Source organism: Salinispirillum sp. LH 10-3-1 (assembly GCF_030643825.1).
Lineage (GTDB): Bacteria > Pseudomonadota > Gammaproteobacteria > Pseudomonadales > Natronospirillaceae > Salinispirillum.
On sequence record NZ_CP101717.1, the window covers coordinates 831129 to 855458 of the forward strand.

Here is a 24330-nt window from a genome sequence, read left to right on the forward strand (position 1 = left end):
CCGATGAGCTATCGGGTGATTCAGTGAGTATTGGAGTGGGGTGTAGCGGACGTACAGGCGCATGGATGCGCCTGACGAGCCCCCAAGGACGGGTTTACGGCGTTCCGCGAAACCCCACTCCTGAACTCACTGAGTCGACCTTAACGAGCTATTGGCAAGCCTCACAATCCGGATCGTCAATAGAGCAGGCGCTCGGCACGGGCGCTGCCACCGGTGTGGTAACCTGTGGCGCTTGCTGCGTGGTTTGCACAGCATTTAACTCGCCTTGCGCCACGGTGGATTTCTCCGCACTGGTCGCCCCCATCGCACGCAGGTAATAGGTCGTTTTCAGACCCAGCAACCACGCCATCTTGTAGGTCACATCCAGCTTTTTGCCGTCTGCTTCAGCGATATACAGGTTCAGCGACTGCGCTTGGTCGAGCCATTTCTGGCGGCGACTGCCCGCCTCAACCAACCAACGGGGCGACATCTCAAAACTGGTCGCGAAACGTGCTTTCAGTTCAGCCGGAATCCGATCAATCTTCTGCACACTGCCGTTGTAGTACTTCAAGTCGTTCACCATCACATCGTCCCATAGGTCTTCCGCTTTCAACGCGTTGACCAGCCAAGGGTTGATGACCGTGAACTCACCCGACAGATTCGACTTCACATACAGGTTTTGATACGTCGGTTCTATAGAAGCCGATACCCCGATGATGTTGGCGATGGTAGCCGTTGGCGCAATCGCCATCACATTGGAATTGCGCATGCCTTGCTGCTTTATCTTCGTGCGCAGCGGTGCCCAATCCAGTGTTTGCGACGTGCTTTGCTTCAGGTAGTCATTACCCCGCGCGGCGGCCAGCAACTGAATGGAGTCGATGGGCAAAATACCCTGATCCCACAGCGAGCCTTTGTATGTCTCATAAGACCCACGCTCGGCGGCCAAGTCGCTCGACGCTTCCAACGCGAAGTAGCTGATCTGCTCCATCGTCTGGTCGGCGAAGTCCAACGCCGCATCAGAACTGTAGGAAATGCCGGCTTTGTACAGCGCATCCTGAAAGCCCATCAAACCCAGCCCAACAGGGCGGTGACGGCTGTTCGAACGCTGCGCTTGTGGCACCGCGTAGTAGTTGATGTCGATGACGTTATCCAGCATGCGAACGGCTGTGCGCACAGTGCGGCGAAGCTTCTCGGTATCCATGCTGCCATCGGCGTTGATGTGCTGCACCAGATTCACCGAACCCAAATTACACACCGCAATTTCATCCGGGCTGGTGTTTAGCGTGATCTCGGTACACAGGTTCGAGCTGTGCACCACACCCACATGCTGCTGCGGCGAACGCAGGTTGCAGGCGTCTTTGAAGGTGATCCATGGGTGACCTGTTTCGAACAGCATGCTCAGCATCTTGCGCCACATCACCTTGGCGGATAGACGCTTAAACAGCTTCAATTCGCCGCTGGCGGTTTGCCGCTCGTATTCTTCATAGCGGGTTTTGAACGCCAAGCCGGTGAGGTCGTGCAGGTCCGGCACGTCGCTGGGTGAGAACAGCGTCCAGTCTTTGTCTTCGAATACCCGCTCCATAAACAAGTCGGGAATCCAATGTGCGGTGTTCATGTCGTGCGCGCGGCGGCGGTCGTCACCGGTGTTCTTGCGCAGCTCTAAGAACTCTTCAATATCGAGGTGCCAGGTTTCCAAGTACGCACAGACCGCGCCCTTGCGCTTGCCGCCTTGGTTCACGGCCACCGCAGTGTCGTTCACCACTTTCAAGAAGGGCACCACACCTTGGCTTTCGCCGTTGGTGCCTTTGATGTGCGCGCCCAGCGCTCGTACTGGCGTCCAGTCGTTGCCCAAACCGCCCGCCCATTTGCTGAGCAGCGCGTTGTCTTTGATGGCGCTGTAAATGCCTTCCAAGTCATCGGGTACGGTGGTCAGGTAGCAAGAACTCAACTGCGGACGGCGTGTACCCGCGTTGAAAAGGGTTGGCGTGGAAGTCATGTAGTCGAGGCGCGACAGCACTTCATAGAATTCAATGGCGCGCGCGTTGCGGTCGTCTTCTTTAATGGCGAGGCCCATGGCAACGCGCATGTAGAAGATCTGCGGCAGCTCGAAACGGATCTTGCCGCTGTGAATGAAATAGCGGTCGTACAGCGTTTGCAGACCTAAGAACTGGAACTGGAAATCACGCTCGGGAATCAGTGCTGCACCCAGCTTTTCCAGGTCAAATTCGGCCAGATCAGGTGCTAGCAGCTCCAACTCAATGCCTTTGGCGATATAAGCGGGCAGGGCTTTGGCGTACAGCGTTTCCATGTCGCGGGCGCTGGCTTGTTCGGCAATGCCCAGAAAACCCAAAGCCTCGGCGCGGAGCTGTTCGAGCAAGAGGCGGGCACACACCTGGCTGTAGTTGGGCTCTTTTTCCACATAGGCGCGGGCGGTCATAATCGCCGCAGGTACGATGTCTTTATAGTCGACGCCTTGGTACAGGTTCTTCAAGGCTTCGCGCTCAATGCCTTCGGGGTCCACATCAGCAAGGCCGCTGCAGGCTTCACGAATAAGGCCACGGAACCACGACAAGTCGAGCGGTTGCTGCTGGCCGTTACGCGTCACCAGCAACGGTGTGCCCGCGTTCGCGTCTTGGCGGCCGTCGGTGTGTTCACGACTTTGCGCGTGTTTTTCCCGGTACAGCACATAGGCCCGCGCCACGGTGTGTTCGCCCAAGCGCATCAGGCTGAGTTCCACTTGGTCTTGAATGTCTTCTATGTGCACTGCGCCGCCAGAAGGCAAGCGGCGTTCGATCACGGTGACTACGTCGTCCACGATGCGCTGTATCTGCTCGCGCACGCGGTTGCTGCTCATGCCATGCTCACCTTCGGTGGCAATAAAGGCTTTGCTGACGGCAACACGGATTTTGTCGGGATCAAACGGCACGCGATCGTTTTGGCGTTTGATGACGGAGTAGCGACTGTAGGCCGAGGAAGGCTCAGCCGTTAGGGCGTCTTGGGTTTGTGTGCTCATACTGTGCTCCTGCGCGTAATGTATCGCGAATTTGGGCAGGCATGAGCAGCCACGAGAGCGTTGAACGCACGGCGGCAATTCACCCTGACCTTTATGCGCGAAAGGTGGTGATGTTTGCTCTGGCCGGTCTTCGGACTTGGGGGCTCGATGCATACAATGCATCACCTTGGGTGACAGCTTCCCGCTTCTACGTCACTGTAAAAGCAGTGCTTGTGATGTGGCGCACCCAAATAATTGGACACTCTCCGACACCACGTGTCACCCTCGTTCCCCCTCACCGCTGCGCGTCAGTTCCGGAGTTTCACCGGATTCCCGCTTAGCACGTCAATGAAGTTATCCACAGCGTTCTGTGTACAGGTTGTTGGTAACCTGTTTACATGCTGGGTACTACATATTGAGGTGAACCAGAGTTGAAAGCACTATATAGAGTGTTTTGTGGTGAGTAAAGCCTTGCAGGATGTAAACGTGAAACGGCGCACGAAGCGCTGGATTCAGCCGCGTCCCCACGCCCTATTGATCAGTCGCAGCACCAACAGCGAGGCGGCGAACATCAGCCCGATGCCGAGCCCCCACCACAATCCGACCGCACCGAGCCCAATGGGGTAGGCCAGAATAAGCCCGAAGCTCAAACCCATGGCCCAGTACCCGGATGCCCCAAGCAGCATGGGAATAAAGGTGTCTTTGAAGCCGCGCAACATCCATGTGGTTAAAACTTGGTAGCCGTCGAACAACAAGAAAATGGCCATAATGGCGGCCAACTGCGCCGTGGCCGCGAGCGTTTCTGCGTAGCCGTCGGCATTGCTGTCGAGAAAGAATGAAAGCACCCAGTCCGGACGCAGCCATAACAGTGCCGAAGCACTCAGCATGATGACGCCACCGACCACCAAACCGAAGCGCGTTAATGCTTGCAGCATAAGACGGTTGCCGAGTCCTTGCTGAAAGGCCAGTCGTACCGCCAAGGCTTCGCCCAGCGTCAGCATGATAACGAAGGTGACATCCATAACCGCCAGCATCACGTTATTCGCCGCGAGCCAGACTGCGCCAAAGGTGCCGACCAGCAGCGAGATAATGATGAAAAAACCGGCTTCTAGACTTTGTACCATTCCCGCCGGTAGACCAAGCCGCAGCAGCTCAATAATGCGCACCGGGCGTAATTGCAGAAGCCGCGCCAGTACCGCGCGCATGGCCCGTGGTTCAGACCAGCGGGTGTAGAAAAACAAAACCACGAAAGAAAACACATTCACTACAACGGTTGCGACGGCAGCCCCCGTAACCCCCAGTTCAGGAAAACCGTAGCGACCAAACACCAAAAGTTGGTTTAAGCCGTAGTTGGCGGCAACCGCCGCCAGAGAAACGGCCACCAATACCCGCGTGCGAGCCACTACCGTGAGATAGTTGCGCAGCAACCCGAACGCCAACGCGGGCAGCAGCATCCACTTCGCCCAGCGAATGTATTCGTCAGCCACGGCGGTTAAGGCAGGGTCGTAACCTAGTATATTGAACAGGGGCGTGGTGTAGCTGAACAGCAGAATGCCTAATCCCACCAGTGCCGCCGCAATCCAGATGCCCTGTACTAAGGTAAGAGTCATTTCAGTGATACGGCGTTGTGCTAAGGCTTCTGAGCACATCACGGAAATGATCGACAGAATACCCAGGCTCACCATCAGCCAGCCGAAAACCAGCGTTTTACCCAAGCCGACAGCGCCCAATTCCAGCGTGCCGAGTTGGCCCACGATAAACAGGTCGGTCAGGCCAATGGCGACTTCCGACAGGTAGTACACCAGCAAGGGCAGGCTGATGGCGACCACCGTCCGGTATTCCTTAATCGTATGCTGCTTCTGGGTAGTATGTGCTTGGGCGTTGGGGTTCATGAAAGGACAGAAAAGATTGAGTAAGAATGGATCTTCCCACGATGTGTAAGGCCGAGCAAATGCGGCGTAAAACCCAGCGTGCGCTACAATGGACTGAAAGAACAAAAAGCGGTACAGAACAATGAACGAGGAGACTCACCCCTACCCAAAAGCAGCGGAGTATCTGGCGGTTACCCACGAAGTACAGAACCAGCCACCGCCGTTGCAGAACTACAATACGTTTCTGGCCGACACCGCGTTACGAGAAATGTCGACGCGCTTTGGGACGCACCGGCACGAAGACGACTTGATCGCCTACGGGGAACTGACCGGTCGTGCCGACATGATTGATCTAGGCTTCCAGGCCAACGAACACAAGCCCGTGCTGTATACGCACGATCGCTACGGACACCGCGTCGATCTGGTGAAATTCCATCCCGCCTACCATGAATTGATGAAGACCGCGCTGGAGCACGGCTTGCACAGTTCACCTTGGATGCATCCAGGGCCCGGCGCGCACGTCAAACGGGCGATCAAATACTATCTACATATGCAAGTCGAGGCCGCCCATGGTTGCCCCGTCACCATGACCTTTGCCGCACTGCCCACCTTAATGCAGAACGAATATGTGGTGAAAGAATGGTTGCCGAAGGTGCTGGCACCTGAGTACGACGGGCGGAATGTCCCTTTCACCGAAAAGAGCGCAGTAACCTTGGGCATGGCGATGACCGAGAAGCAGGGCGGTTCCGATGTCCGAGCCAATACCACGCGCGCCTTCCCGTTGTACGATCGAGGCGCTGAACACGCTTATGAACTGGTCGGGCACAAGTACTTTGTCTCGGCGCCCATGAGTGACGCCTTTCTGGTCTTGGCGCAGGCGCCCGGTGGCCTCACGTGCTTTCTACTCCCGCGTTGGCGGCCCGATGGCACAAAGAACCCACTGCAAATTCAGCGTCTGAAGAACAAGATGGGCAACGTTGCCAACGCCTCCAGCGAGACCGAGCTGCGGGGTGCACTGGCGTGGCGGGTGGGTGACGAAGGTCGTGGCGTGCGCACCATCATTGAAATGGTGTCATTAACTCGTTTCGATTGCATGATCGGCTCGTCCGCCGGGATGCGCCAGGCGGTCGTGCAGGCACTCCATCATAGTGCGCATCGCTCGGCGTTCGGCGCACGCCTCAGTGAACAGCCGTTGATGCAAAACGTACTGGCCGACCTGGTGCTGGAAAGTGAAGCAGCCTTAGCTTATACGTTGCGCATGGCGCAAGCCTTGGATCATCAGGATGATCCGGGAGAGCAGCGCCTATTGCGGCTGGGCACTGCCATCGGTAAATACTGGATCTGCAAGCGTACCCCCGGTCATGCGTATGAGGCCATGGAATGCATCGGTGGCAGCGGATTAATGGAAGACTGCATCATGCCGCGCCTGTTGCGCGAATCACCGGTGAATTCTATATGGGAAGGCAGCGGCAACGTGCAGTGCTTGGACGTGTTGCGGGCAACGCAGAAAGAGCCTGAAACCTTACAAGCGTTTTTGGATGAAGTAGGGCAGGCCGAGGGCGAGCATCCCGAGTTCGATGCCTTTATGAACCGCCTGGAGCATGATTTGGAGAATACAGAGGACATGCAATATCGGGCGCGTAACTTGACTGAGCGTTTGGCCTTAGCCATGCAAGCGTCGTTGCTGCTGCGCGGCAGTTGTCCGATCGTGGCTGATGCTTTTTGTCGCAGTCGCTTAAGTACCCATGTAGGGCTTAACTATGGCAATCTGCCAACGGGTATCGATTGTGCGACCATTATTCAGCGGGCTACACCGATGGTAAATGCATAGCCGCGGAATGCCATATCACTGGGCGAACACTTCTGAGCTTTCCTAAGGAACTTCTGTTCGCCCGGTGAGTCCTAGTGATACAGTCCACTGGGCGAGAACATTACTGTGACTACCATTGCTCTGCATCATCCGTCATCAAATTTAGCTAGGCAGACGGTTGTGCACACCGAGGAAGCGAAGCGTTTGGCCGAACAAGGTGACAAGGAAATTGACCGCATATTGGTGGATCGAGCCCGTCAAGGTGATCGGCGTGCCTATGATTTTCTCGTGGTAAAATACCAGCATCGCGTAGCCGCACTAATTCGGCGATACACGCAGAACCCGCAAGACATCAGCGACCTGTCACAGGACACCTTTATCCGCGCCTACCAAGCGCTGGGAAAGTTCCGTGGCGACAGCGCCTTCTATTCATGGCTCTATCGCATCGCCATCAACACCGCGCTGAGTCATGTCGGTAGCCAGCATCGTACCGTCTCGGAAAGTGATTTGAGCCATGACGAGCAACTGCATGACTGGGTTAACGAACGCCACAGCGTCGCCGGGCCAGAGCCTGAACACGACGCAGAGGAGTTGCATTCGGTGGTGCAAGTAGCCATGGCCGAATTACCCAGCGACATGGCGCAGGCTTTGCGGCATCGCGAGTGGGACGGCATGAGTTATGAAGCCATTGCCGATGCGATGCAGGTGCCCGTAGGCACCGTTCGTTCACGAATTTTTAGAGCCCGCGAAGCGTTAGAACAACGCATTCGCGCTTGGCAGGCGAGTGGAGAGAGCTCATGACACAAGATAACCGACGCGAGCAGTTGTCGAGCATGATGGACAATGAATTGGATGAGTTCAGTGTCCAGAAGTTGTTGCGCGAAGCGGAGCAAGACCCGAGCGTACTAGCGCACTGGGCGGAACTGCACCGCAGTGACGCAGCGCGCCACGGCATGCCGGACGTCGATGTGCTGGCCGGTGTGAACGCCGCGCTTGATGCGTCAGAGCAGGAAAGTGCTGAGTCTGAACAGCAGCGCCGTTTAATGTGGCAGCACGAGCGGCGGGGAATGGTGTGGGGTGCCCTTGCGGCCTCACTGGTTGTCTCTCTGGTCGCCGTTTTTTGGATTGCGCCCAACGGCGATGGGGGGAGCCCTATTTTGGTAACGGAATCCGTGCAAGAGCCGTTGGCGGACCCTGTTGTGCTGGCGCAATTACAGAACTACTGGGCTGTGCATACTCAATACTCGACATACCAGCCGGGTGCTCGGTGGGATGAAGTCGGCTCATCAAGTCCAGGGGCGCTATGAAGATTTGGTTGAGAGTCTTTGCCATTACGCTAGGTCTTACTGGCTCGGCCTTAGCCCAGTTGCCAGACCCTGCCGCTTGGGCTAGTGAATGGGTGCACAGCACGCGTACCCAGGATTACAGCGGTACTGTTAGCATCAGCGGTGCATCCGGCATGAACACCTATCAACTGTGGCATCAATACCGCGATGGTGAAGAAGAGGAGCGCATGCGGCGTATGGACGGGCCATTGTTGGAAGTTATTCGGCGTAATGAAGACCTGACCTGCTGGCATGGCCCCGGCGCGGATGTGCCGGCCGACCATGCGTTACCAAGCTCGCCCTTTGCTCAATTGCTGCACTTGGAACCCGAGTTAATGGCCGAGCACTATCAAGTCGCGCTGGTGCGAGAAGACCGGGTGGCTGGGCGTGCGGCCAAACTGTATGAGCTCAGCCACCGCGCCGAACCCAGTTTGCATCGCCACCGCCTGTGGTTGGACGACGCCAGCCGAATTTTACTGCGCTATCAAGTGGTTGATCAGCAGGGTGTTATCCTGAGCGAAGCACGCTTTTCTGACATTGAAATCGGAGCGGTGCAGATGCCGCGCAGCTTCACCTCGCAATTCCCAAATGCTTTCTGGCACCGCTATCAGGTACAGAATGTCCGGCAAAGCCGCGACGCCGCCGAGGTTTGGGCACCGGGCTATATGCCTGCTGGCTTCACATTGCGGGTGGAAGAACGACGCGGTGACGGTTGGTATCAGCTTTGGAGCGATGGCGTGGTAAAGCTGTCGATCATGGTTGACCCCATGGGCGATGCAATGCCGATGAACACCAGTGAGCGACGCGGCGCGAATACCTTGGTAGCACAGGTACATGGTCCCTGGCAGGTGGTTTTGATCGGCATTCTGCCAGAGGCTACTGTGCAGCGTATTGCGTCGGAGATTGGCTGGAAATAAGCACCGGTTGTAGATTGATCAAAGGTGCAGTAAGCCTATCGTAGCAACTCTGAAGTTGTACGATGCACTGTATCGTGCCGCCTGAATATACTGCTTTCGCGCCCTATAAAGATCTACTAGCGCTTTATCGACGAATAACACCCAGAAACGAGCCTCCTTCGGGGCGTGCAGAAAAATATTTCTTGCCTCCAAATACAGCATTTCAGCCTGATCCCAATCTTCTTGTTCCAATCGCAGCGCCGCTATGTAGTTGAGATAAACACCCCGATCGGGGTCCATAACGCCGTGAACATCGGCACGCAACTGAGCAGCTAGTTGCCAATAATGCACGGTGTCTTCCGGTGAGGCCTGTTGGCGATAGTATCTACCTAGGATTTGATAGCTCGCCTCAAGGGAATCATCGTTAAGTGGGATCGCGTTTTGATAGAGTTCAATGGCGCTCAGAATGCTTGTTACTGCCTCTTCATCCTGTGCCAATGCTGATAAGTTTTGTCCCCTCAAAAAATGTGCGAAACGAACATGGGGGTGGTTGGGGCCGAACTGGTTAAGAAAGACGGGGAACCATTCATTTAAGATCAGTATGCTATGCTCATGCTCGTTCACGTCTTTCAATCTTCGAGCTTAGGCTAAGTTCAACATAGCCATGTCGTTGCTTGGCTCCGGCTCTATTCCACCCAGCCACTCTATTGCTTCTTCAATCGTTCCAGAATTGATGATGGCGATGCCTTGCTCATAAAATGACTCAAATGAACTGTCAGGCGATTGCGCGTAGCTGCCCAGCGGACAAACAACAAACAATAAAAGTCCTAGAATACGACGCATAATCCTTTTCCCTCTGCTAGTGTCCAACCCATCGTGGGTATTTATGTATCTTCTCTGGCGTCCTGCAGAAAAGCAATATTATCTCGTGGTATCAAAGTTCAACACATGCCCCCGTTCCCCTGAAAAATACCGTACGGCATTGTCAAAAGCGGTGCGTATATAGAGGTCGTATCCTGCTTGTTCCACGTACCCCAAATGGGGCGTGCAGAGCACATTTGTGCGTTGCAGCAGCGGGTGGTTGCGGTCATGGATGGGCTCTTGTTGGTACAGGTCCAGTGCCGCAAAACCCGGAATACTGTGCAGGAAGTCGAGCGATTGCGTGGCAGCCTGATAATCATCCAGAATGACAACATGGATACCTTTCTAAACGAGACGCGCCGCTGAACTCGCAATATCGATAAGCGGGGTGCACAATGCAGGGCGCGAGTATTTTAGCGAATACAAAGGGGAGCCATTGAATGAATGCACCGAAAGGCAGTCACACCGGCACACTGCGCTCAGATGTTTGGCTGGTGTTGGTGACACTGTTAGCGGCCTTTGGCTGGGTGTTTTCGAAAGAGGCCCTGGCCGGGATGACGCCCCTATTGTTTCTGGGTGCGCGCTTTCTTGGTGCCGGGGTGGTACTCGCTCTGTTGGGCTGGACGGCGTTGCGCAATTTGACGGGTGAGCAATTGCGACGCGCGTTGATGACCGGCTTGGTGATGGGTGGTGCCATGTCGTGTTGGATTATGGGTTTAAACCTCGCTGAGAATATCGGCATTGGCGCGTTTCTGACCAGCCTTGGCGTGGTCTTTATCCCCATCGTTGGCAAGCTTTTGTTTGGTGCGGTTACTGCACGCAGCACTTGGGTGGCGGTAGGTGTCGCGCTGGTGGGGCTGGCCTTGTTGCGTATAGAAGGCGGCTTCTCACTGTCGGCGTCCGACGGGTTTTTTCTGCTCGCCGCACTGATTTTTTCCCTGCACTTTAATCTTACCAGTCGCTATGCAGCGCGCATTCCGGCGCTGCCGTTGACCGCTGTACAACTGACGGTGACGGGCGTTGTTGCTTTGTTTTTGTCTGGGGTTCTAGAGACTGGGCAGCATGTACCGGAGTTGGACATCTTGGGTTGGCTGTTGGCCAGTTTGTTGATTGCCACCTGCTTACGCTTTTGGTTGCAGTTTAAGGCGCAAGGACTGGCTCCGGTCAGCCACGCGGCGGTGATCATGACGTTGGAGCCGGTGTGGACGTCCTTGCTTGGGCTGCTGTGGTTCAGTCAGACGTTGTCGGCGGTGCAATTGTTGGGTTGTGGGCTGATCTTCAGCGCGCTGTTGATCAGCCGTTGGCGTGTGTTGCTGCGTCGTTCGTTGCCAAGCTCGGTTTGACTCAGTACTTCAAGCCAAACTTGCGAAACAAGAACGCCATGACCCACGCCGGGCCGATCATCAAAAACTGGATGTCTTTAAAGAAAGATGGCCGCTTGCCTTCGATGTTGTGCCCGACAAATTGGAAGATCCACAACACCACGAAGACGACCACAGCGGTGATCAACAGACCCATCGTACCCATGGCGCTTTCTATGCCATAGGCAATCAGATAGCACAGCACCGTGATGGCGACCATGCCGACGGTAAGCGGGATGGATAGGCGAGCATAAAACCCGACAACAATGAGCAACGCCAGTGTCGACCAGTTCAGCCAAGCCAGCTCGGCCATAAAGGTTGGCGTCGGGATGGTCCAGAGCAACGCAACGATGCTCCAGTAAATGCCCGGCACGGCAAACCAATGAATGAGTTTGTTGGTGGGGTTCTGGTGGCTGGTGCCGTATTCGGCCAGCCAGTTGCTGATGTTTCGGCTCATGATTCATTACTCTTATTGTTATCGTCAGACTACTGTAGTCCGCGGAGAAAAACGGTGCAAGTGGGGCCGAATAGGTGGGTTCTATGCTGATCAAGAATGGCGCTATTGCAGCGTAACTTGTGCCAGTTTGGCACGGGTTAGAATTTTAAGTAGCTGCCGAAGGGGATTGGCGTCGCAAAGGCTTCTTGCAGCGCAAGGCCCTTACGATGGTGCAGGGCAGCGCGAATAACGCCAGCATGGGTCACTACAATACAGGCCTCGGGCAGCGTATCGATGACTGCGCCCACACGGGCTAGAAACTGCGGCACGGCTTCGCCGTTCGGGAATTGAAATTCATAAGGGGTTTGCGCCCAGGCATCCAGTAGGTCGCGTGGGATGTCGTCCCAAAGTTCGCCTTCCCAATCCCCAAAATGTACTTCGCGTAGGTCGTCTAGAATGGTTGGTTGCTCTTGCAAGTGTTCAGCCAATAGCCGACAACGTTGCAGCGGACTGGAGAAGACCGGCAGTGCCGACGGTATGACCGAGCGCAAAGCCTGGGCGGTGATATCAGGCGCCACCGCTAAGGGCACGTCGAGCCAGCCGTAGCAAATTGGCCCCGGCAGTGCGGGTTGGTCGTGTCGTACCCAATAGCGCATTAGGCTACAGACCTTGCGCTACAAAGCCGAGCAGCAGCAACAGTTCGGTGAAGATCACGCTGGCACCCAAGGCATCGCCGGTATAACCGCCTAAGGCCCTCTTTAGTGTGCGGCCCCAGAATACGGCTGTTATGAGCACAGCCAGTACCGCCCAATGCAGCAGGTTAAAACCCACACTGACCGCCAGTACAAACGCAATTGCGTAACTCAAGCGCCACCGGTCGAAGCCATCGGCCACCGGTTTGCTTTTGCTGGTGTCCGGGTCGGTCACGTAGGGCAGGGCTGACATCAACAATAATGGTGTGAGTCGGGCAATGCAGGGCGTTACTAGCAGCGCCAGCCAAATAAGGTTGGTACTCGCCAGTAGGGCGACTTTTAAGCCCAGCGCACCGATTAACGCCACCGTGCCGTAAGTGCCAATGCGGCTGTCTTTCATGATGCGCAAGCGGGCTTCAAGCGTGTAGCCACCGCCCAGCGCGTCGGCGCTGTCGGCCAAACCGTCTTCATGAAAGGCTCCGGTGAGCCACAGGTGAAAGCACAGCACCAGCACCAAGCAGATCAGTGGCGGCCAGACCAGAACCAGCCCGGTATACAGCGTGGCGTAGAGCGCGCCGAGTAACAGGCCCACGACCGGAAAGTACAGGCTGCTCTGATTCATCAACTGTTGTGAGTAGTCTATGCGGGCCAGCATGGGAATGCGGGTCAGAAAGCCAAGGGCAAGCCAGAAGGCCTGCCATTCACGTCGCAGTACCGTCATGCGTTGCTTTCACTCACGCCAGCGTCGGCGAAGGAGGCCATTTCATTGAAGAACGCCACGGCCAAGCGCACCAATGGTAGCGCGGCAATGGCGCCCGTACCTTCGCCCAAGCGCATGTCCAAATGCAGTAATGGCAGTACCTCAAGCTTCTGTAGCACCACCGCATGGCCGTGCTCATTACTTTGGTGCGCAAACACACTGTAATCGCGCAACGCTGGTTGCAGAGCCGCAGCAATGGCCCACGCGCTGGTGGCAATAAATCCATCTACCAAAATAAGCTTGCCTAATGCAGCAGCGCGCAAATAAGCTCCGGTCATCATGGCGATTTCCAGGCCGCCTACCGTTTGCAAAATACGCAGTGGGTCACTGGAGTCCAGGCCATGGTGTTGCAAAGCTGAGCGAATCACTTCCGCTTTGTGCGCTTGCATGGCTTCATCGGCTCCCGTACCGGCGCCGGTGGTTTGTGCTGCAGGCAAATGCAGTAGCGCCGACAAAATCGCCGCACTGGCTGTGGTGTTGCCAATGCCCATTTCACCCAGGCTGATGACCTGCGCAAGTGCGGCGAACTCATCCACCATGCGAGAGCCCGTATTCAGGCATTGCATCAACTCGTCTGTCGTCATCGCGGGTTCATGGAGAAAGTTGGCGGTGCCGTTGCGCACCGGTGTGTTCACCAAATCGGGGTGCTCTGGAAGCTCGCCCAGTACACCAGCATTGATGACTTTAAACGCCGCGTCGTTTTGCCGGCAAAACACATTAATGGCCGCACCGCCGTGCAGGAAGTTCAGTACCATTTGTGCCGTTACAGCACTCGGAAACGGGCTGACGCCTTCGGCGCATATACCATGATCCGCCGCAAACACCAGATGCACTGCGTCGTCGGCTTTCGGGGTCATGCTTTGTTGGATACGGGCCACCTGTGCCGCTAAGGTTTCCAGCTTGCCCAGTGCGCCTAGAGGCTTCGTCTTCTGGTCAATGTGGTGCTGAATACGGGTGTCTAGCGCAGTGGATAGGGGGTGGCAAAGCAGATGATCAGGCAGCATGAAGAGTCCCTTGGAGCAGCAATGAAAGCACGCAGACTAGGCGAGTCGGGCGGCGTTGACAAGCCCGCTCAGCTTTCTTGCCAGTCGGCCAGAGCAATACCTTCACCGTGCAGCTTTTTCGCTTGATGCTTGATCTGCGCCAAAGTGCCACCCAAGGCATCGAGACAGTCCGGCATAGGTGCCTGTACTCGGAGCAAGCCCACCGACAGGGTAGGTAAGCTGAAGAGGCGTTCCTCGCCATGACGATCAATCGCACGGTAGGCATTGGCGCTGTGGCCTGACGACACCACGATATTACGCACCGCCTCGCGGTAAAGCTGTTGCATGAGCCGCAGTTGTGGCAAGGGATCGTTGTGCGTCGATACCACCACGAAGTCGTCGCCACCTATGTGTCCTAAATATTGGCCGCGCCCCCGTAAACGCTCCTTCAACAACTGTGACAGCTTCAAAATCAGTTCATCCCCAAGGGAGTAACCGAAGGTGTCGTTGAAGGGTTTAAAGTGGTCGATGTCGACATAGGCCAATTGGAAAGGCTGTTTTTGTCGAATCAGCTCTTCAATGTACTCGTTGGTGGGGACGTTGCCCGGCATGTGCGTCAGCGGGTTTGCATGGCGCGCTGAACGCAGCTTGATATCGGTCAGCTTGCGTAACAGGTCGCGGGTGTTGCCGACGCCCAGATATTGTCGGTCGTCGTCCACCACGATGAAGTATTGCCGCGCCATCAGGTCGTCTTCGCTGGTTACCATCTGGCTGAGCGCCGATAGTCCGGTGCTGCGATTCACAATCAACGAATGCGGGGCAATAAACTTATAGACCGGCTTGTGCGAAAACAACTCACGCCCATAGGGCTTTGAAAACAATTCGTAGATGCGTGAGCGTTGGATAAAGCCGGTCGGCTTGCCTTCGCTGACGACGGGGAAAGCATGGGTTGAGGGTTCGCGTTCTAAGCGCAGCCAGACTTCGCCCAGTTCGGTATACGGGTCAACGGGGCGTACCCAGCTTGCTAGGTCTTCGGCCAGGTGCTGGTCGTGTACCTTGCGCTGTTGCGCCAAAGAAAACAATTTATGGCTAGGCGATACCGGCAGTTCATCGGGCCGCGACATGACAAAGCCTTGTACATACTGCACGCCATAGTCTTGCAGCAGTTCTAGTTCGGCCGGGGTTTCTACGCCTTCAACAATGAGCGTCGTGCGCAATTGGTCGCAGAGTTGAATCACTGAACGTGCAAAGGCCTGTTTCACCGGGTCGGTATTGATGCCCTGCACAAAATGCTTGTCGAGCTTTACGTAGTCGGGCTGAATTTCCGACCATAAGCGCAGGCCATTGTAGCCTGCACCCAAATCATCAATCGCTGTTTGGAAGCCCATCTTACGGTAGTGCTCCAGTGCTTGCTTCAGTACCTCGTAGTCCTCAGTCAGATACTTCTCAGTCAGCTCAATGACGATGTGGTCGGGCGTTAAATTACTGTCGCGCAGGTACTCAATGGTACGGCCTTTTGGGTAGTGCGGGTCTACAAAGGCGTGTGGATTGCTGTTGAGGAACAGCTTGCCTTGGAAGCCGCGACGCGTGAACTGCGACACCGATTGCGCCCGACAGGTCAACTCCAACTCTGGCAGCAGGCCAAGTGCTTCGGCGTGGGCGAATAATTGCAGTGGTGATTCGAGGGCATGGCCAATAGGGCCGCGAGACAACCCTTCATAACCCAAAATTTCGCCGTGAATGACATCCACTATGGGTTGATAGACTGAGCGCACACCATTCGCGATGATGTCTTCAATGTCTGCCTTTGAAGGTTTCGGTGTCATCGTATCTGTCAGCCTCGTAATCCATGGGCCGCTGAACTGGGTATTGTGCTGCATGCCGCAGAAGGCAGTCATGAGCAGCGAAAGAAAGCGGTGTCATCGGATGACCTGCAAGCCTTCGCAGGTGCCTTCAATCGGTGTTCAGTGCTGAGACTAAGATTACCCTGTAAAACACTAGGGTGACAACGTATTTTCTGTTCAAACATTCGCCAGTGATCTCAAGGGTCATCAATATGATGCCAAGCGTACGAAAAAAATATGTCATTCAGATGATAAAGAATGCACCAAAGTCATTGACACACAAGGGTTTTATTGTAGAATCACCCCCGCAATGCCAGAGTGGTGGAATTGGTAGACACGACGGACTCAAAATCCGTTGCCTTTAAAAGCGTGCCGGTTCGAGTCCGGCCTCTGGTACCAAATTGAAGTCTACGGAAGTCCGTAGACGCCCTAAAAGCCCCGCTAGTCGGGGCTTTTTGTTTGAGCTGTTCGCTAGGGTGTATAGCCACTTGCTCCGCCTTTGGTGTGTTTATCTGTTTGCTAGTGTTCAGGGAACAATACCAAATACTCATTTATTATAAGCATACCTCGCTGAGAGGCGTTCACGCGCGTGATGCAGGCAACGCCGTTGCCGTTGGCAGCCGTACAATCATCTTGGCTCGCGATCTAGGCTGATAATCTCTTCCAAAGTGACGCTGGTACCAAAGATGCCAGCGTCAACACTGCCCTCATTCAAGCAACCTGAAGTACAAAGCGGATCGACCTGTACTACCGCCTGGTGTACCACCATGGACCAGAATGGCATCGCCCAGTCCGTTTGACCCCAGCCGATGGAAAGTGCCACCAAACTGGTTTTCAACCAGGCGGTATGGGCTTAGCCAATTCTCGCCATCATAGCTGTGATGGAACAGCCCGGTACTATCATTGGTACCCGTTTGGTTTGAGCCACCGCTGACAACGATGGCGGTTCCGTCTTCGTTCATTTGTGCCTGCATCAACCGCAGATCGAGATCAAAGTTACCTTCTTTTCGGAACAAGGTCTCAACTTCCTGCCATCCGCCATCGGCCTTGTACAAGCGGCCTAGTAACACGCGTTCCCGCTCGAAAAGCTGCCCTTCACCTGACTCACGGCCAGTCCAGACGATTACAGCATCGCCCTGACTGTTGGTGCTGATGTCGATATTCTTGAAGGTCGCTATGGTAGTAACGTCGCCTACTTCTACAGGGTCGCTCCAGTTACCCCCCTCAAACAGAGCCGCTCTGAGCCGTGCGTTGGTTTGCACGCCATCAACCGTCGCCGCGCTATCCGCCCACAAAGCGATAAAGCCGTTTTCGCCGAGAGGCTTTACTCGAACAGGGCTGTCGATTCTTACGCGGTCGTTGTCAGCATCCAGCAGAGTAGCGGTACTCTCCCAACTTTGTGTGCTGGCATTATAGAGCCGCGCAACCGGTGTACGATCGTAGTTCTCAGGAAATGCACTGAATCCAATCTTTTTATGTCGCTCGATCCATACCGCCATCAGATTGCCTTCTGCATTGATGGCAATGTCCGGGTGACGCGCCAGTCGGTTAAAGAAATGACGAGTGCCCAAGTCCAACTGACTCATGGCGAGACTGAGGCCAGTCGGATCATCGTCCCACTCACCTGACGCTTCATCAAAGTGTGACGCCCAAATAAAAGGAGACGTAGAATCGTCTAGTGAGTCCAACGTATCCAATCGCTGCCCCCAAACGACAGCTGCCGAGCCGCTATCATCCAGAGCCACACGCGCCGACCGGTAGTAACCATTAGCATCAAATGTTGATTCAATACTATCTGTTGCGATGGTTGTATCACTCCAATCAACACCATCCCATTGATAAACGATCATGGACTGGCCAGTCTCGTTATTGCTTGGGTACGCAACCAGGATGTCACCACCTGCGTTGATCGCTATGCCAGGGCGATAAGCCCCACCGTCACCACTATCCCGAAACTCATGCCGACCCAATACTTCCGGAGACGACCACTGTCCGGTACTTGAATCAAAAAGCCGAACAACAAGGTCTGTCTCTATCACACCGAAGTCAAGGCTTAAAACACTGGACCATGCGACAACGGCGTCACCCTGCACATTCATCGCGATTTCGGGACCATCATAACGATCACCTGTTCTGTTGTTGTTTTCACCACGACTGAGATAAGCGGCTTCAAGATCGGCCGTTAAAGAGGATTCTGTCGTCCAGTCTTTCGCCAGCGTTCGAAAGGTCCAGTTGTAATTCACACCGAGCTCATTGAACTCATTGTCCTCCAGGTCGGCAAAGAGCGTTACACTGTATTCGGTATCTTTTTCAAGCGGGCTGGACGGGGTGAAGCGGATCTCATTATAGGGCAAGGCGGTACTCTGTCCCTGCCCCGACACTTCCATCGCACCCTGGTAAAGTTTGATTAGGTCGTCCTGAAACGACTCGTTAATATCATTATTCAGTTCGGCGCGGATGATAGCATTGAGCGGCACAAGAGTTGCGCCATCAGCCGGATAGGTTTGAACAACGCTGAGTCCGCTGCTATTTCCATTGCTGTCACCGTCGTTATTCCCGTCGTCGTTTCCCGCAGACGGGTCGTTCGACGCCGAACCACTGTCACTACTGACATTACAGCCAGATAACATCAGGCTGGAAACGCAAAGCAAGGAGGCCCAAAATACGGAGGATTGAGAGCTCATTTTATTGTCCTTTGTATGAGTGATTTCGGGAGAGATGCCTCGGTAAACATAGAGGCAAGGAGAAACACTGCCATCTAACCTTATCCGAGCATGGTCCTCAATCACCCAAACAGGCTAACCCAAACGGGTAATTGTCTTGCCCAGCTTTCGTTGCATTATATGGGGATGTATCTACTGGAGGGTGCCGACAATGACGTTAGACCTGCACAAGATCATCGCTTTCTCACTGACCTTGGCCCTGGCTGCCTGCAATGTCAACGGCAATGAAAGTGGCGACAGCGACACGACCGAAGGCGAAATAGAGAACGGTACTGAGCCAGAGCCTCTACCGGAATTAAACTTGAGCCTGACGGCGGACAATGCGGTAATTACCGTTAACTGGAACCAGCTAAGTTTCACTGATTCCAAATTCAATCTCTGCCTAGCTGAAGAGCCATTAACAGGCGGCGTGGAAAACTGCCTTGTTCACAATGGTGCGCAATACGAGGCTGACATTACACCGCCCTACACACTGGCCGAACTGACCAATAATCAGCCCTACTGGGTACAACTGGAAGCCGCTGCAGACGATGGTCGCACCAGGCTCTCCAGCGTTCAAACAGCCATGCCGGAAGACCCGGATGCAGCACCAGGTATAGAGGCCGAGCGAGTGCTCGAGCGCAGAGACCTCGGTTTTGAAAATCCGAATCGGATATTCTCCGCCGGCCCTTACGCCATTGTCAAAAAGTTTTATGGGCTGGAATTCTGGGCTAGCCTGGGGAGCCTGGAAAGCACCACCGAAATTGCGCTGGACGACGAAACCTATACCACCATTCGAAGAAATACAAACCAGGTACACGAACACAATGGCGAACTCTACTTTTTGGTAGATCGAACTGTATATGCAGGGCGTGGCGCCGACATATGGAAAACGGACGGGACCTCTGAAGGCACACGCCTGGTGGTTTCTGGTAACACGGTAGGGCTCGGTACCAACCCGAGCGTGCGACAATTTGCGTCCATTGGCGATCGAGTCGCTTTTGTCGCTTACTATCCGTCTGTCGTTCAAGACCGAATCTTTTTTATCGATTCAGAGACAGAAGGTGGTGCTTTTGTTTTACCAAACTTCCAACCCTACAATGGCGGCGTGGGTGATAAGCTAATTGGCCATCAGAGCGCCTTTTACGCATCCAGCAGTCAGGCAGGCAACAGGAGTCTGCACCGCATCAATCCTGAAACGGGTGCAACTACAGAAGTGTGGAGTATGGGAGGCAGTTCCTCAAACCGTAGAGCACCCTCGGAAATGATCAGTGTCGGCAACAGTATCTACTTCAAGGCGATCGATGACGATGGTCCGGCCCTATGGCGGTACCTGTCTGGCACAGGATCAACAACACGGCTGTTCAATCCTGACCCGGATGAACCCGCCAATGCAGCCATTCGCAATGCCTATAATGTCACCGTCGCAAATGAACGGCTGTACTTCTTCGCCAATCACTATGACGAAGAGATCACCACCAACAATGGTTGGCGCTTTGACGCCCGGCTGGCCTATAGCGACGGCACAAGCGGGAGCACGGCTGGCTACTGGAAATCCGACCTAGGTAATGGCTGGACCGTTCAGGATATTTTAAACAGGAATACCCTTGCCGTTGGTAATTCATTTATTTTCGAATCACCCAGTAATGCCCCCGACGATTTGGACAGGCGCTGGTGGATTAGCAATGGAGCCGTCAGTGGTACCCTGCCTGTTCTGGTCGACGGTGAAACAGTAAGGGCCGAGTCAAACCGCGAGCGCTCGGTATCCGCAGGTGAATTTGCCTGGATCACCGATTCCGCTCGCCAAGGAATCTACGCCATATCGGGGCAAAGTGCCGGTAACTACCGATTAGACCAGAAATTCGGTTTTATCGACAACCTGACACTGGTGGGCAATGCGCTCTGGTTTACCGCCTGCCCCGAGGGTGGATTCTCCAACTGCACCGCTGTGTGGAGAGTCGTACCGGATACCGACGAGCAGGATGATGCTAACAGCTGATAGGCGTAACGCGCAGAGGCAGCTCACTGGCGTCTGGGTTAGCAGTCGGTTCGGCTTTCCACGATGCCAATATAGCGCAACTACCATTGTATTCGAGCACACTGCGCCGATGGGTTGATCAGTAGCAAGTATTTCTATCCTCCCCAAACTGAGTTTAACCAGATCCGAAGCTTTAACGACTGCCACCTTGAGATAGAAGTGCTGCTATCGTATGGCAATCGTTTTGACGTTGAACTCGTTTGGGCGCAAATATATGGGCAACCCCTTCCGTTCTAAGTATTCGCAGTTAGAAAATACTCAAAATGAATAACCGTGCAAACGACCTTCGTCGCTTACACCAAATACATGACGAGCGTTGCTCTCTATCGCAAAACCGTCTGCAAGGTCGCCGAAGTATGCTCTGTTGTTACCTAGTCGCACTACTGGGGTGGAAACGCCATTACTCAGGTTTACGCGCTGTACATTGCGTTTTGGAGTTTGTAGCACCACGCTGCCGTTATGACGACTATATCGACTGATTCGATCAGTGCTGGTGACATATTGCTGATTGCCACTTCCCATGTCTATGCCCACGGTAGCCTCACTGCCAATCACCACCAGTGTATTGTTGAGCAGTTCTATTCCTACTAGTAAACCACTGCCTAAATCAGCATGGTTGAGGCGATATCGCTGCGCACCAGTGTGAAGGTCGAAGCCATTGACATGTTCGCGCTCGACCACGATGACTAAATCATCGTCAATAACAGGTGGGCTTACCACCATCGGGCCAGGACGCCAGACTGAGGCAAGACCTTCCTGTTGCCATAGCGTGGCACCGGTTTCGGCATTCAGTGCTCGAATGCCGATGCTGCCGTCGAATGCTCTGCCGTGACCCGTCACGATCACCACTCCGTTGTCTACAATCAATCCGTTGTACTGGCCGCGCGCGGGTGTACTAGCCCAGTGTTGTTCTCCCGTGCGCAGATCGCGTTTTTCGACGACGGTGTTAGGTATCACCGCTGCGTCACTTAGCATGCCACCCAGTGCCCCAGCAGCGCCACCTGCCTCGGCGCTAGCAATGTATACACTGCCGTTGTCTAGCACAATGTGATGATCATTCTCATCACGTCTATTGTTGTTGGCCTGCCACAATTTGGTACCAGAGTTCAGATCGAATGCCTCTAGTGGGCTGCCGTCCACCAGAACTACACCCTCTTCTATGATCAAACCACCAGTGCGTCTTCCGCTATGTTCTGCTATCCAGCGGAGCTGTCCGTCGGGACCAATTCGAGCCAGTGAATTTCCTTGGGATATTGATAAATCACCAATACTCGTGTGCCCGCTGAGTACAAGGTAGTCTCCACCTGGCAGAGCTTGTACATCAGCAATGCCAGCGCCTTTGAAGTTCTCTAGCTGTGCTTTAACCTCGCCGGTTCTGGGGTTTATCATGAGTAGGCCGTCGAATGTTTTGAAAAAGACATTCTGGGAGTTAGGCATTTCATGGACTACACGCTCCATAAACGTAGCCATGCGATCACGGCGTTCCTCTGGGGTTTCCGCTTCATGCTGGGCTCCCAAGGCATTAGCCAGAGCTCGTCCTGCACGGCCAGCTGCTTCTTGAATCAGACCTTCGTATTTGCTCAAGCTGTAAGCATAGTCTGAGGACATCCAGAGTTGTTCGCCACTGCGTGCATCCACTGCAACGATACGCTCCTGTGCGAATCGGTAGTCAAACATCCAGAAGGCAGACGATGACTCGAAAGGCGCAATGTCATACACATCAGACCAGAGAAGCGAGTTAAGTGATACAGACTCCGAAACGCCACCCGCATCTACTTCTACTCCAACGTTGGTACCTCCGCGCAGGAAGCCATCCCAGAATGATTCAGGATAGGCAGCCACGTGCTGTCCGTTGTTAGCATCAAGCACGTAAACGGATTTGTTGCTCGAAATCACAATGCGTTGGCTATCGTTCATGACGTGCACAGAGCCTAGAGCAGACACCCGCACATCAGACTGCCAGGCGGGTTCAATATCTGACGGTTGCAACGTAGCACAACCGCTTACCGTTATGACACCAGCGATTAGTAGGGCGGATCGTTTTAAATAGTTCATAGTTAAAGGGTCCACTTTTGTAAGTAGGGATTTGGTTCAGATAGACACTTTTCAGCCTGTCGTTACAGCGCTTTTCATGCACCACTAGGTAATCCCCCCGTTTATAGTGCCAGGTGCTAAGGCTTTTTGGCGCTATTGAGTTCACGGGAGTTAAAGGGGTCGTAAGTACGCCCCCCAAAAAACTAGGGCTCAATCGTTATCGGCAAGAAAATGTTACCAGGAAAGCTGACAGATCCCGACGCCGTACTTTGGGCTTCCAGGTTATAGAACAGCTCGGTACCTTCGTCGGTTCCGTCCGTTACCCATAAAGCGTATCCAATACCTGTACGATCGTTTCCGGAAAACAGCAAACGGCCATCTGGGAGAGCAAAGCGAGGCACTGGTGCGTGGTTATTCAAACGGCCACCGTCACCTGGACCTGGGTTCAAATCTTTGACAAGTTGAGTATTCATAGTAGTACCGTCCGTAACCCAGAGCTCTCGACCAGAATTGCCATCGTCCGCAGCAAAGTAGACGTGGTCCTCTAGGGCAAAAAACATTTGCTGATTGCCGCTTGAACTGCTCGAGGCCCCCGAACGTATGTCTTTCAACAAAACGGTGCCATCTGCAGTTCCGTCCGATACCCAGGGTTCCTGGCCATGCGTGCCATCATTGGCCCAGAAAATGGCGTTACCGTCACCGATGGCCGTGATTCTGAACGGGCTTGAACTTTCGTTACCCGGTCTTATGTCTTTGACCATGTAGGTGCCAGTTTCAGTGCCATCGGTTGCCCAGAGCTCGTTGCCTTCATCGGGTGTTTGGGCTCGAAACAGAATGAGGTCATCAGAAATTTTTGTGAATTGTGCGTTAACTCCTTCGCGATTATAGTCATCTCTAATGGCTTTGACTCTATAAGTCCCCTCACTTGTACCATCGGTAATCCATGGACCCCATTCGCCATTTTTTGCATCCTGAAAATAGAAAACAGCCCTGCCATCGTTGAGAGAAGTCAAACCCTGAGGTGAGGTTCTGTCGCTGTATATCACTTTGGTTCCAGCGACAGTGCCATCGGTAACCATCAGCCCTTGAGCTGGAAATCCGGTCTCAGGGTCAGGGATGAACAACCCGTTGAAAACGGCTTTGCCGTTACCCAAGGGGGTAAGAAATTTGGGGTCGCTGTCTTCCAGCAATGGAATGGTGCCACTCTCTGTACCATCGGTAACCCATAGGCTCCGCTTGGTGTCCCCTCCGGTACTTCTTGCCGTGAAAACGACTTTGCCTTCCTCAAGTTGTGTTAAGTCATTTGGAACGGAGCCGTTGCCGCTGGCGTATATGTTTTTTACCATCCGAGTACCAGCGAGTGTTCCGTCGGTACGATAAAGTTCTTCGCCGAAATCATTGTTCTCCTTGCCCGTAAAGAGATAAACATCAGATGTCAGCGCAACAGGGCGAACGTTTGTGCTTACGCCGCTGCCGTTACCAGCGAAGAGATCTATGGGATAAAGGTGATTGGCAGTGCTGTCGACACTTACCCAAAATTCACTACCGTAGCCAGGGACATTGGCTACGAAGAGAATGCCTTGCGAGGGGGCTGATTCGTTCTCGTCTGGTGCATTGGATGCTGAATTGCCGGAATCATTACAGCCCTGAAGAATCAGTGCCGCAGATATAATGAACAATGTCGACTTTAATTTAAATGTCATGCCTGTTTCCCTCTGCTTTTATGTTCAATATGCTGGAGTACCG

The 24330-nt window shown here is 54.2% G+C and carries 20 protein-coding genes, 1 tRNA gene and 1 riboswitch; of the genes, 8 read left to right on the plus strand and 13 right to left on the minus strand.

The window, feature by feature from the left end; all coding sequences use genetic code 11:
• Positions 1-148: 148 nt before the first annotated feature.
• Entirely contained in the window at positions 149-2992 is a 2844-nt protein-coding gene (locus NFC81_RS03640) for a ribonucleoside-diphosphate reductase subunit alpha (protein WP_304996178.1), read from the minus strand.
• A 103-nt stretch (positions 2993-3095) separates the two neighbouring features.
• A riboswitch (cobalamin riboswitch) is annotated at positions 3096-3349 on the minus strand.
• A gap of 134 nt (positions 3350-3483) precedes the next feature.
• Positions 3484-4863 carry an MATE family efflux transporter gene (locus NFC81_RS03645; protein WP_304996179.1) on the minus strand — a complete coding sequence of 460 codons (1380 nt, stop codon included), beginning with the start codon at positions 4861-4863 and terminating at the stop codon, positions 3484-3486.
• A gap of 121 nt (positions 4864-4984) precedes the next feature.
• On the opposite strand from NFC81_RS03645, the gene NFC81_RS03650 reads away from it, so the two are divergent.
• From NFC81_RS03650 to NFC81_RS03665, 4 genes are all read left to right on the plus strand, one after another.
• Entirely contained in the window at positions 4985-6673 is a 1689-nt protein-coding gene (locus NFC81_RS03650) for an acyl-CoA dehydrogenase family protein (RefSeq protein WP_304996180.1), read from the plus strand.
• 105 nt (positions 6674-6778) lie between these two features.
• Entirely contained in the window at positions 6779-7453 is a 675-nt protein-coding gene (locus NFC81_RS03655) for a sigma-70 family RNA polymerase sigma factor (RefSeq protein ID WP_304996181.1), read from the plus strand.
• Positions 7450-7959: a hypothetical protein gene (locus NFC81_RS03660; RefSeq protein WP_304996182.1), complete on the plus strand. Its 510-nt coding sequence runs from the start codon at positions 7450-7452 to the stop codon at positions 7957-7959. Before NFC81_RS03655 ends, NFC81_RS03660 begins: the two co-directional genes overlap by 4 nt.
• Complete coding sequence (locus NFC81_RS03665; protein WP_304996183.1) at positions 7956-8894, plus strand: MucB/RseB C-terminal domain-containing protein; 939 nt, start codon at positions 7956-7958, stop codon at positions 8892-8894. The genes NFC81_RS03660 and NFC81_RS03665 overlap by 4 nt, the downstream gene beginning before the upstream one ends.
• Positions 8895-8912: 18 nt before the next feature.
• On the opposite strand, the gene NFC81_RS03670 is transcribed toward NFC81_RS03665, so the two are convergent.
• The 3 genes from NFC81_RS03670 to NFC81_RS03680 form a co-directional block, all read right to left on the minus strand.
• Positions 8913-9497, minus strand: a complete 585-nt coding sequence (locus NFC81_RS03670) for a hypothetical protein (protein WP_304996184.1) — start codon at positions 9495-9497, stop codon at positions 8913-8915.
• Positions 9498-9515: 18 nt separating this feature from the next.
• Positions 9516-9716 (minus strand): hypothetical protein, encoded by a 201-nt coding sequence (locus tag NFC81_RS03675; protein WP_304996185.1) that lies wholly within the window; start codon positions 9714-9716, stop codon positions 9516-9518.
• Positions 9717-9794: 78 nt separating this feature from the next.
• The gene (locus tag NFC81_RS03680) at positions 9795-9986 is read right to left on the minus strand and encodes a hypothetical protein (protein ID WP_370529902.1); all 192 of its coding nucleotides are present in this window, start codon (positions 9984-9986) and stop codon (positions 9795-9797) included.
• Here NFC81_RS03680 and NFC81_RS03685 point away from each other — a divergent pair.
• Positions 9894-10100, plus strand: a complete 207-nt coding sequence (locus NFC81_RS03685; RefSeq protein WP_304996186.1) for a hypothetical protein — start codon at positions 9894-9896, stop codon at positions 10098-10100. The genes NFC81_RS03680 and NFC81_RS03685 overlap by 93 nt on opposite strands.
• Before the next feature lie 74 nt (positions 10101-10174).
• Positions 10175-11077, plus strand: coding sequence for a DMT family transporter (locus NFC81_RS03690; RefSeq protein WP_304996187.1), 903 nt, complete (start codon positions 10175-10177; stop codon positions 11075-11077).
• Between the two features lies 1 nt (position 11078).
• On the opposite strand, the gene NFC81_RS03695 is transcribed toward NFC81_RS03690, so the two are convergent.
• The 5 genes from NFC81_RS03695 to NFC81_RS03715 all read right to left on the minus strand — a co-directional run bounded on the left by NFC81_RS03695 (position 11079) and on the right by NFC81_RS03715 (position 15792).
• Positions 11079-11552, minus strand: a complete 474-nt coding sequence (locus NFC81_RS03695; RefSeq protein WP_304996188.1) for an Mpo1-like protein — start codon at positions 11550-11552, stop codon at positions 11079-11081.
• Positions 11553-11689: 137 nt separating this feature from the next.
• Positions 11690-12187, minus strand: coding sequence for a histidine phosphatase family protein (locus tag NFC81_RS03700; protein WP_304996189.1), 498 nt, complete (start codon positions 12185-12187; stop codon positions 11690-11692).
• Positions 12188-12191: 4 nt separating this feature from the next.
• The gene (locus NFC81_RS03705; protein WP_304996190.1) at positions 12192-12944 is read right to left on the minus strand and encodes an adenosylcobinamide-GDP ribazoletransferase; all 753 of its coding nucleotides are present in this window, start codon (positions 12942-12944) and stop codon (positions 12192-12194) included.
• Positions 12941-13987, minus strand: a complete 1047-nt coding sequence (gene cobT, locus NFC81_RS03710; RefSeq protein WP_304996191.1) for a nicotinate-nucleotide--dimethylbenzimidazole phosphoribosyltransferase — start codon at positions 13985-13987, stop codon at positions 12941-12943. Before cobT ends, NFC81_RS03705 begins: the two co-directional genes overlap by 4 nt.
• A 68-nt stretch (positions 13988-14055) precedes the next feature.
• A complete protein-coding gene (locus NFC81_RS03715; protein ID WP_304996192.1) occupies positions 14056-15792 on the minus strand; it encodes a bifunctional diguanylate cyclase/phosphodiesterase in 1737 nt (578 codons plus the stop codon).
• Positions 15793-16122: 330 nt separating this feature from the next.
• Here NFC81_RS03715 and NFC81_RS03720 point away from each other — a divergent pair.
• Positions 16123-16209, plus strand: a tRNA-Leu gene (locus tag NFC81_RS03720).
• A gap of 308 nt (positions 16210-16517) precedes the next feature.
• Here the strand turns inward: NFC81_RS03720 and NFC81_RS03725 are convergent.
• On the minus strand, positions 16518-18494 hold the full coding sequence (locus NFC81_RS03725) for an Ig-like domain-containing protein (protein ID WP_304996193.1): 1977 nt from the start codon (positions 18492-18494) through the stop codon (positions 16518-16520).
• A gap of 190 nt (positions 18495-18684) precedes the next feature.
• On the opposite strand from NFC81_RS03725, the gene NFC81_RS03730 reads away from it, so the two are divergent.
• Positions 18685-20511, plus strand: a complete 1827-nt coding sequence (locus tag NFC81_RS03730) for a hypothetical protein (RefSeq protein ID WP_304996194.1) — start codon at positions 18685-18687, stop codon at positions 20509-20511.
• A gap of 297 nt (positions 20512-20808) precedes the next feature.
• Here the strand turns inward: NFC81_RS03730 and NFC81_RS03735 are convergent, their stop codons facing one another.
• Together NFC81_RS03735 and NFC81_RS03740 are read right to left on the minus strand one after the other, a co-directional pair.
• Positions 20809-22605 carry a PQQ-binding-like beta-propeller repeat protein gene (locus NFC81_RS03735; protein ID WP_304996195.1) on the minus strand — a complete coding sequence of 599 codons (1797 nt, stop codon included), beginning with the start codon at positions 22603-22605 and terminating at the stop codon, positions 20809-20811.
• A gap of 182 nt (positions 22606-22787) precedes the next feature.
• Complete coding sequence (locus NFC81_RS03740; RefSeq protein WP_304996196.1) at positions 22788-24287, minus strand: hypothetical protein; 1500 nt, start codon at positions 24285-24287, stop codon at positions 22788-22790.
• Positions 24288-24330 lie beyond the last annotated feature (43 nt).

Excerpts from the sequence above, each read along its gene's own strand:
- NFC81_RS03665 (WP_304996183.1), top strand. The coding sequence starts at position 7,956 with ATGAAGATTTGGTTGAGAGTCTTTGCCATTACGCTAGGTCTTACTGGC.
- NFC81_RS03705 (WP_304996190.1), bottom strand. The coding sequence starts at position 12,944 with ATGACGGTACTGCGACGTGAATGGCAGGCCTTCTGGCTTGCCCTTGGC.
- cobT (WP_304996191.1), bottom strand. The coding sequence starts at position 13,987 with ATGCTGCCTGATCATCTGCTTTGCCACCCCCTATCCACTGCGCTAGAC.
- NFC81_RS03725 (WP_304996193.1), bottom strand. The coding sequence starts at position 18,494 with ATGAGCTCTCAATCCTCCGTATTTTGGGCCTCCTTGCTTTGCGTTTCC.
- NFC81_RS03735 (WP_304996195.1), bottom strand. The coding sequence starts at position 22,605 with ATGAACTATTTAAAACGATCCGCCCTACTAATCGCTGGTGTCATAACG.
- NFC81_RS03675 (WP_304996185.1), bottom strand. The coding sequence starts at position 9,716 with ATGCGTCGTATTCTAGGACTTTTATTGTTTGTTGTTTGTCCGCTGGGC.
- NFC81_RS03690 (WP_304996187.1), top strand. The coding sequence starts at position 10,175 with ATGAATGCACCGAAAGGCAGTCACACCGGCACACTGCGCTCAGATGTT.
- NFC81_RS03645 (WP_304996179.1), bottom strand. The coding sequence starts at position 4,863 with ATGAACCCCAACGCCCAAGCACATACTACCCAGAAGCAGCATACGATT.
- NFC81_RS03660 (WP_304996182.1), top strand. The coding sequence starts at position 7,450 with ATGACACAAGATAACCGACGCGAGCAGTTGTCGAGCATGATGGACAAT.
- NFC81_RS03695 (WP_304996188.1), bottom strand. The coding sequence starts at position 11,552 with ATGAGCCGAAACATCAGCAACTGGCTGGCCGAATACGGCACCAGCCAC.
- NFC81_RS03715 (WP_304996192.1), bottom strand. The coding sequence starts at position 15,792 with ATGACACCGAAACCTTCAAAGGCAGACATTGAAGACATCATCGCGAAT.
- NFC81_RS03700 (WP_304996189.1), bottom strand. The coding sequence starts at position 12,187 with ATGCGCTATTGGGTACGACACGACCAACCCGCACTGCCGGGGCCAATT.
- NFC81_RS03740 (WP_304996196.1), bottom strand. The coding sequence starts at position 24,287 with ATGACATTTAAATTAAAGTCGACATTGTTCATTATATCTGCGGCACTG.
- NFC81_RS03650 (WP_304996180.1), top strand. The coding sequence starts at position 4,985 with ATGAACGAGGAGACTCACCCCTACCCAAAAGCAGCGGAGTATCTGGCG.
- NFC81_RS03640 (WP_304996178.1), bottom strand. The coding sequence starts at position 2,992 with ATGAGCACACAAACCCAAGACGCCCTAACGGCTGAGCCTTCCTCGGCC.
- NFC81_RS03730 (WP_304996194.1), top strand. The coding sequence starts at position 18,685 with ATGACGTTAGACCTGCACAAGATCATCGCTTTCTCACTGACCTTGGCC.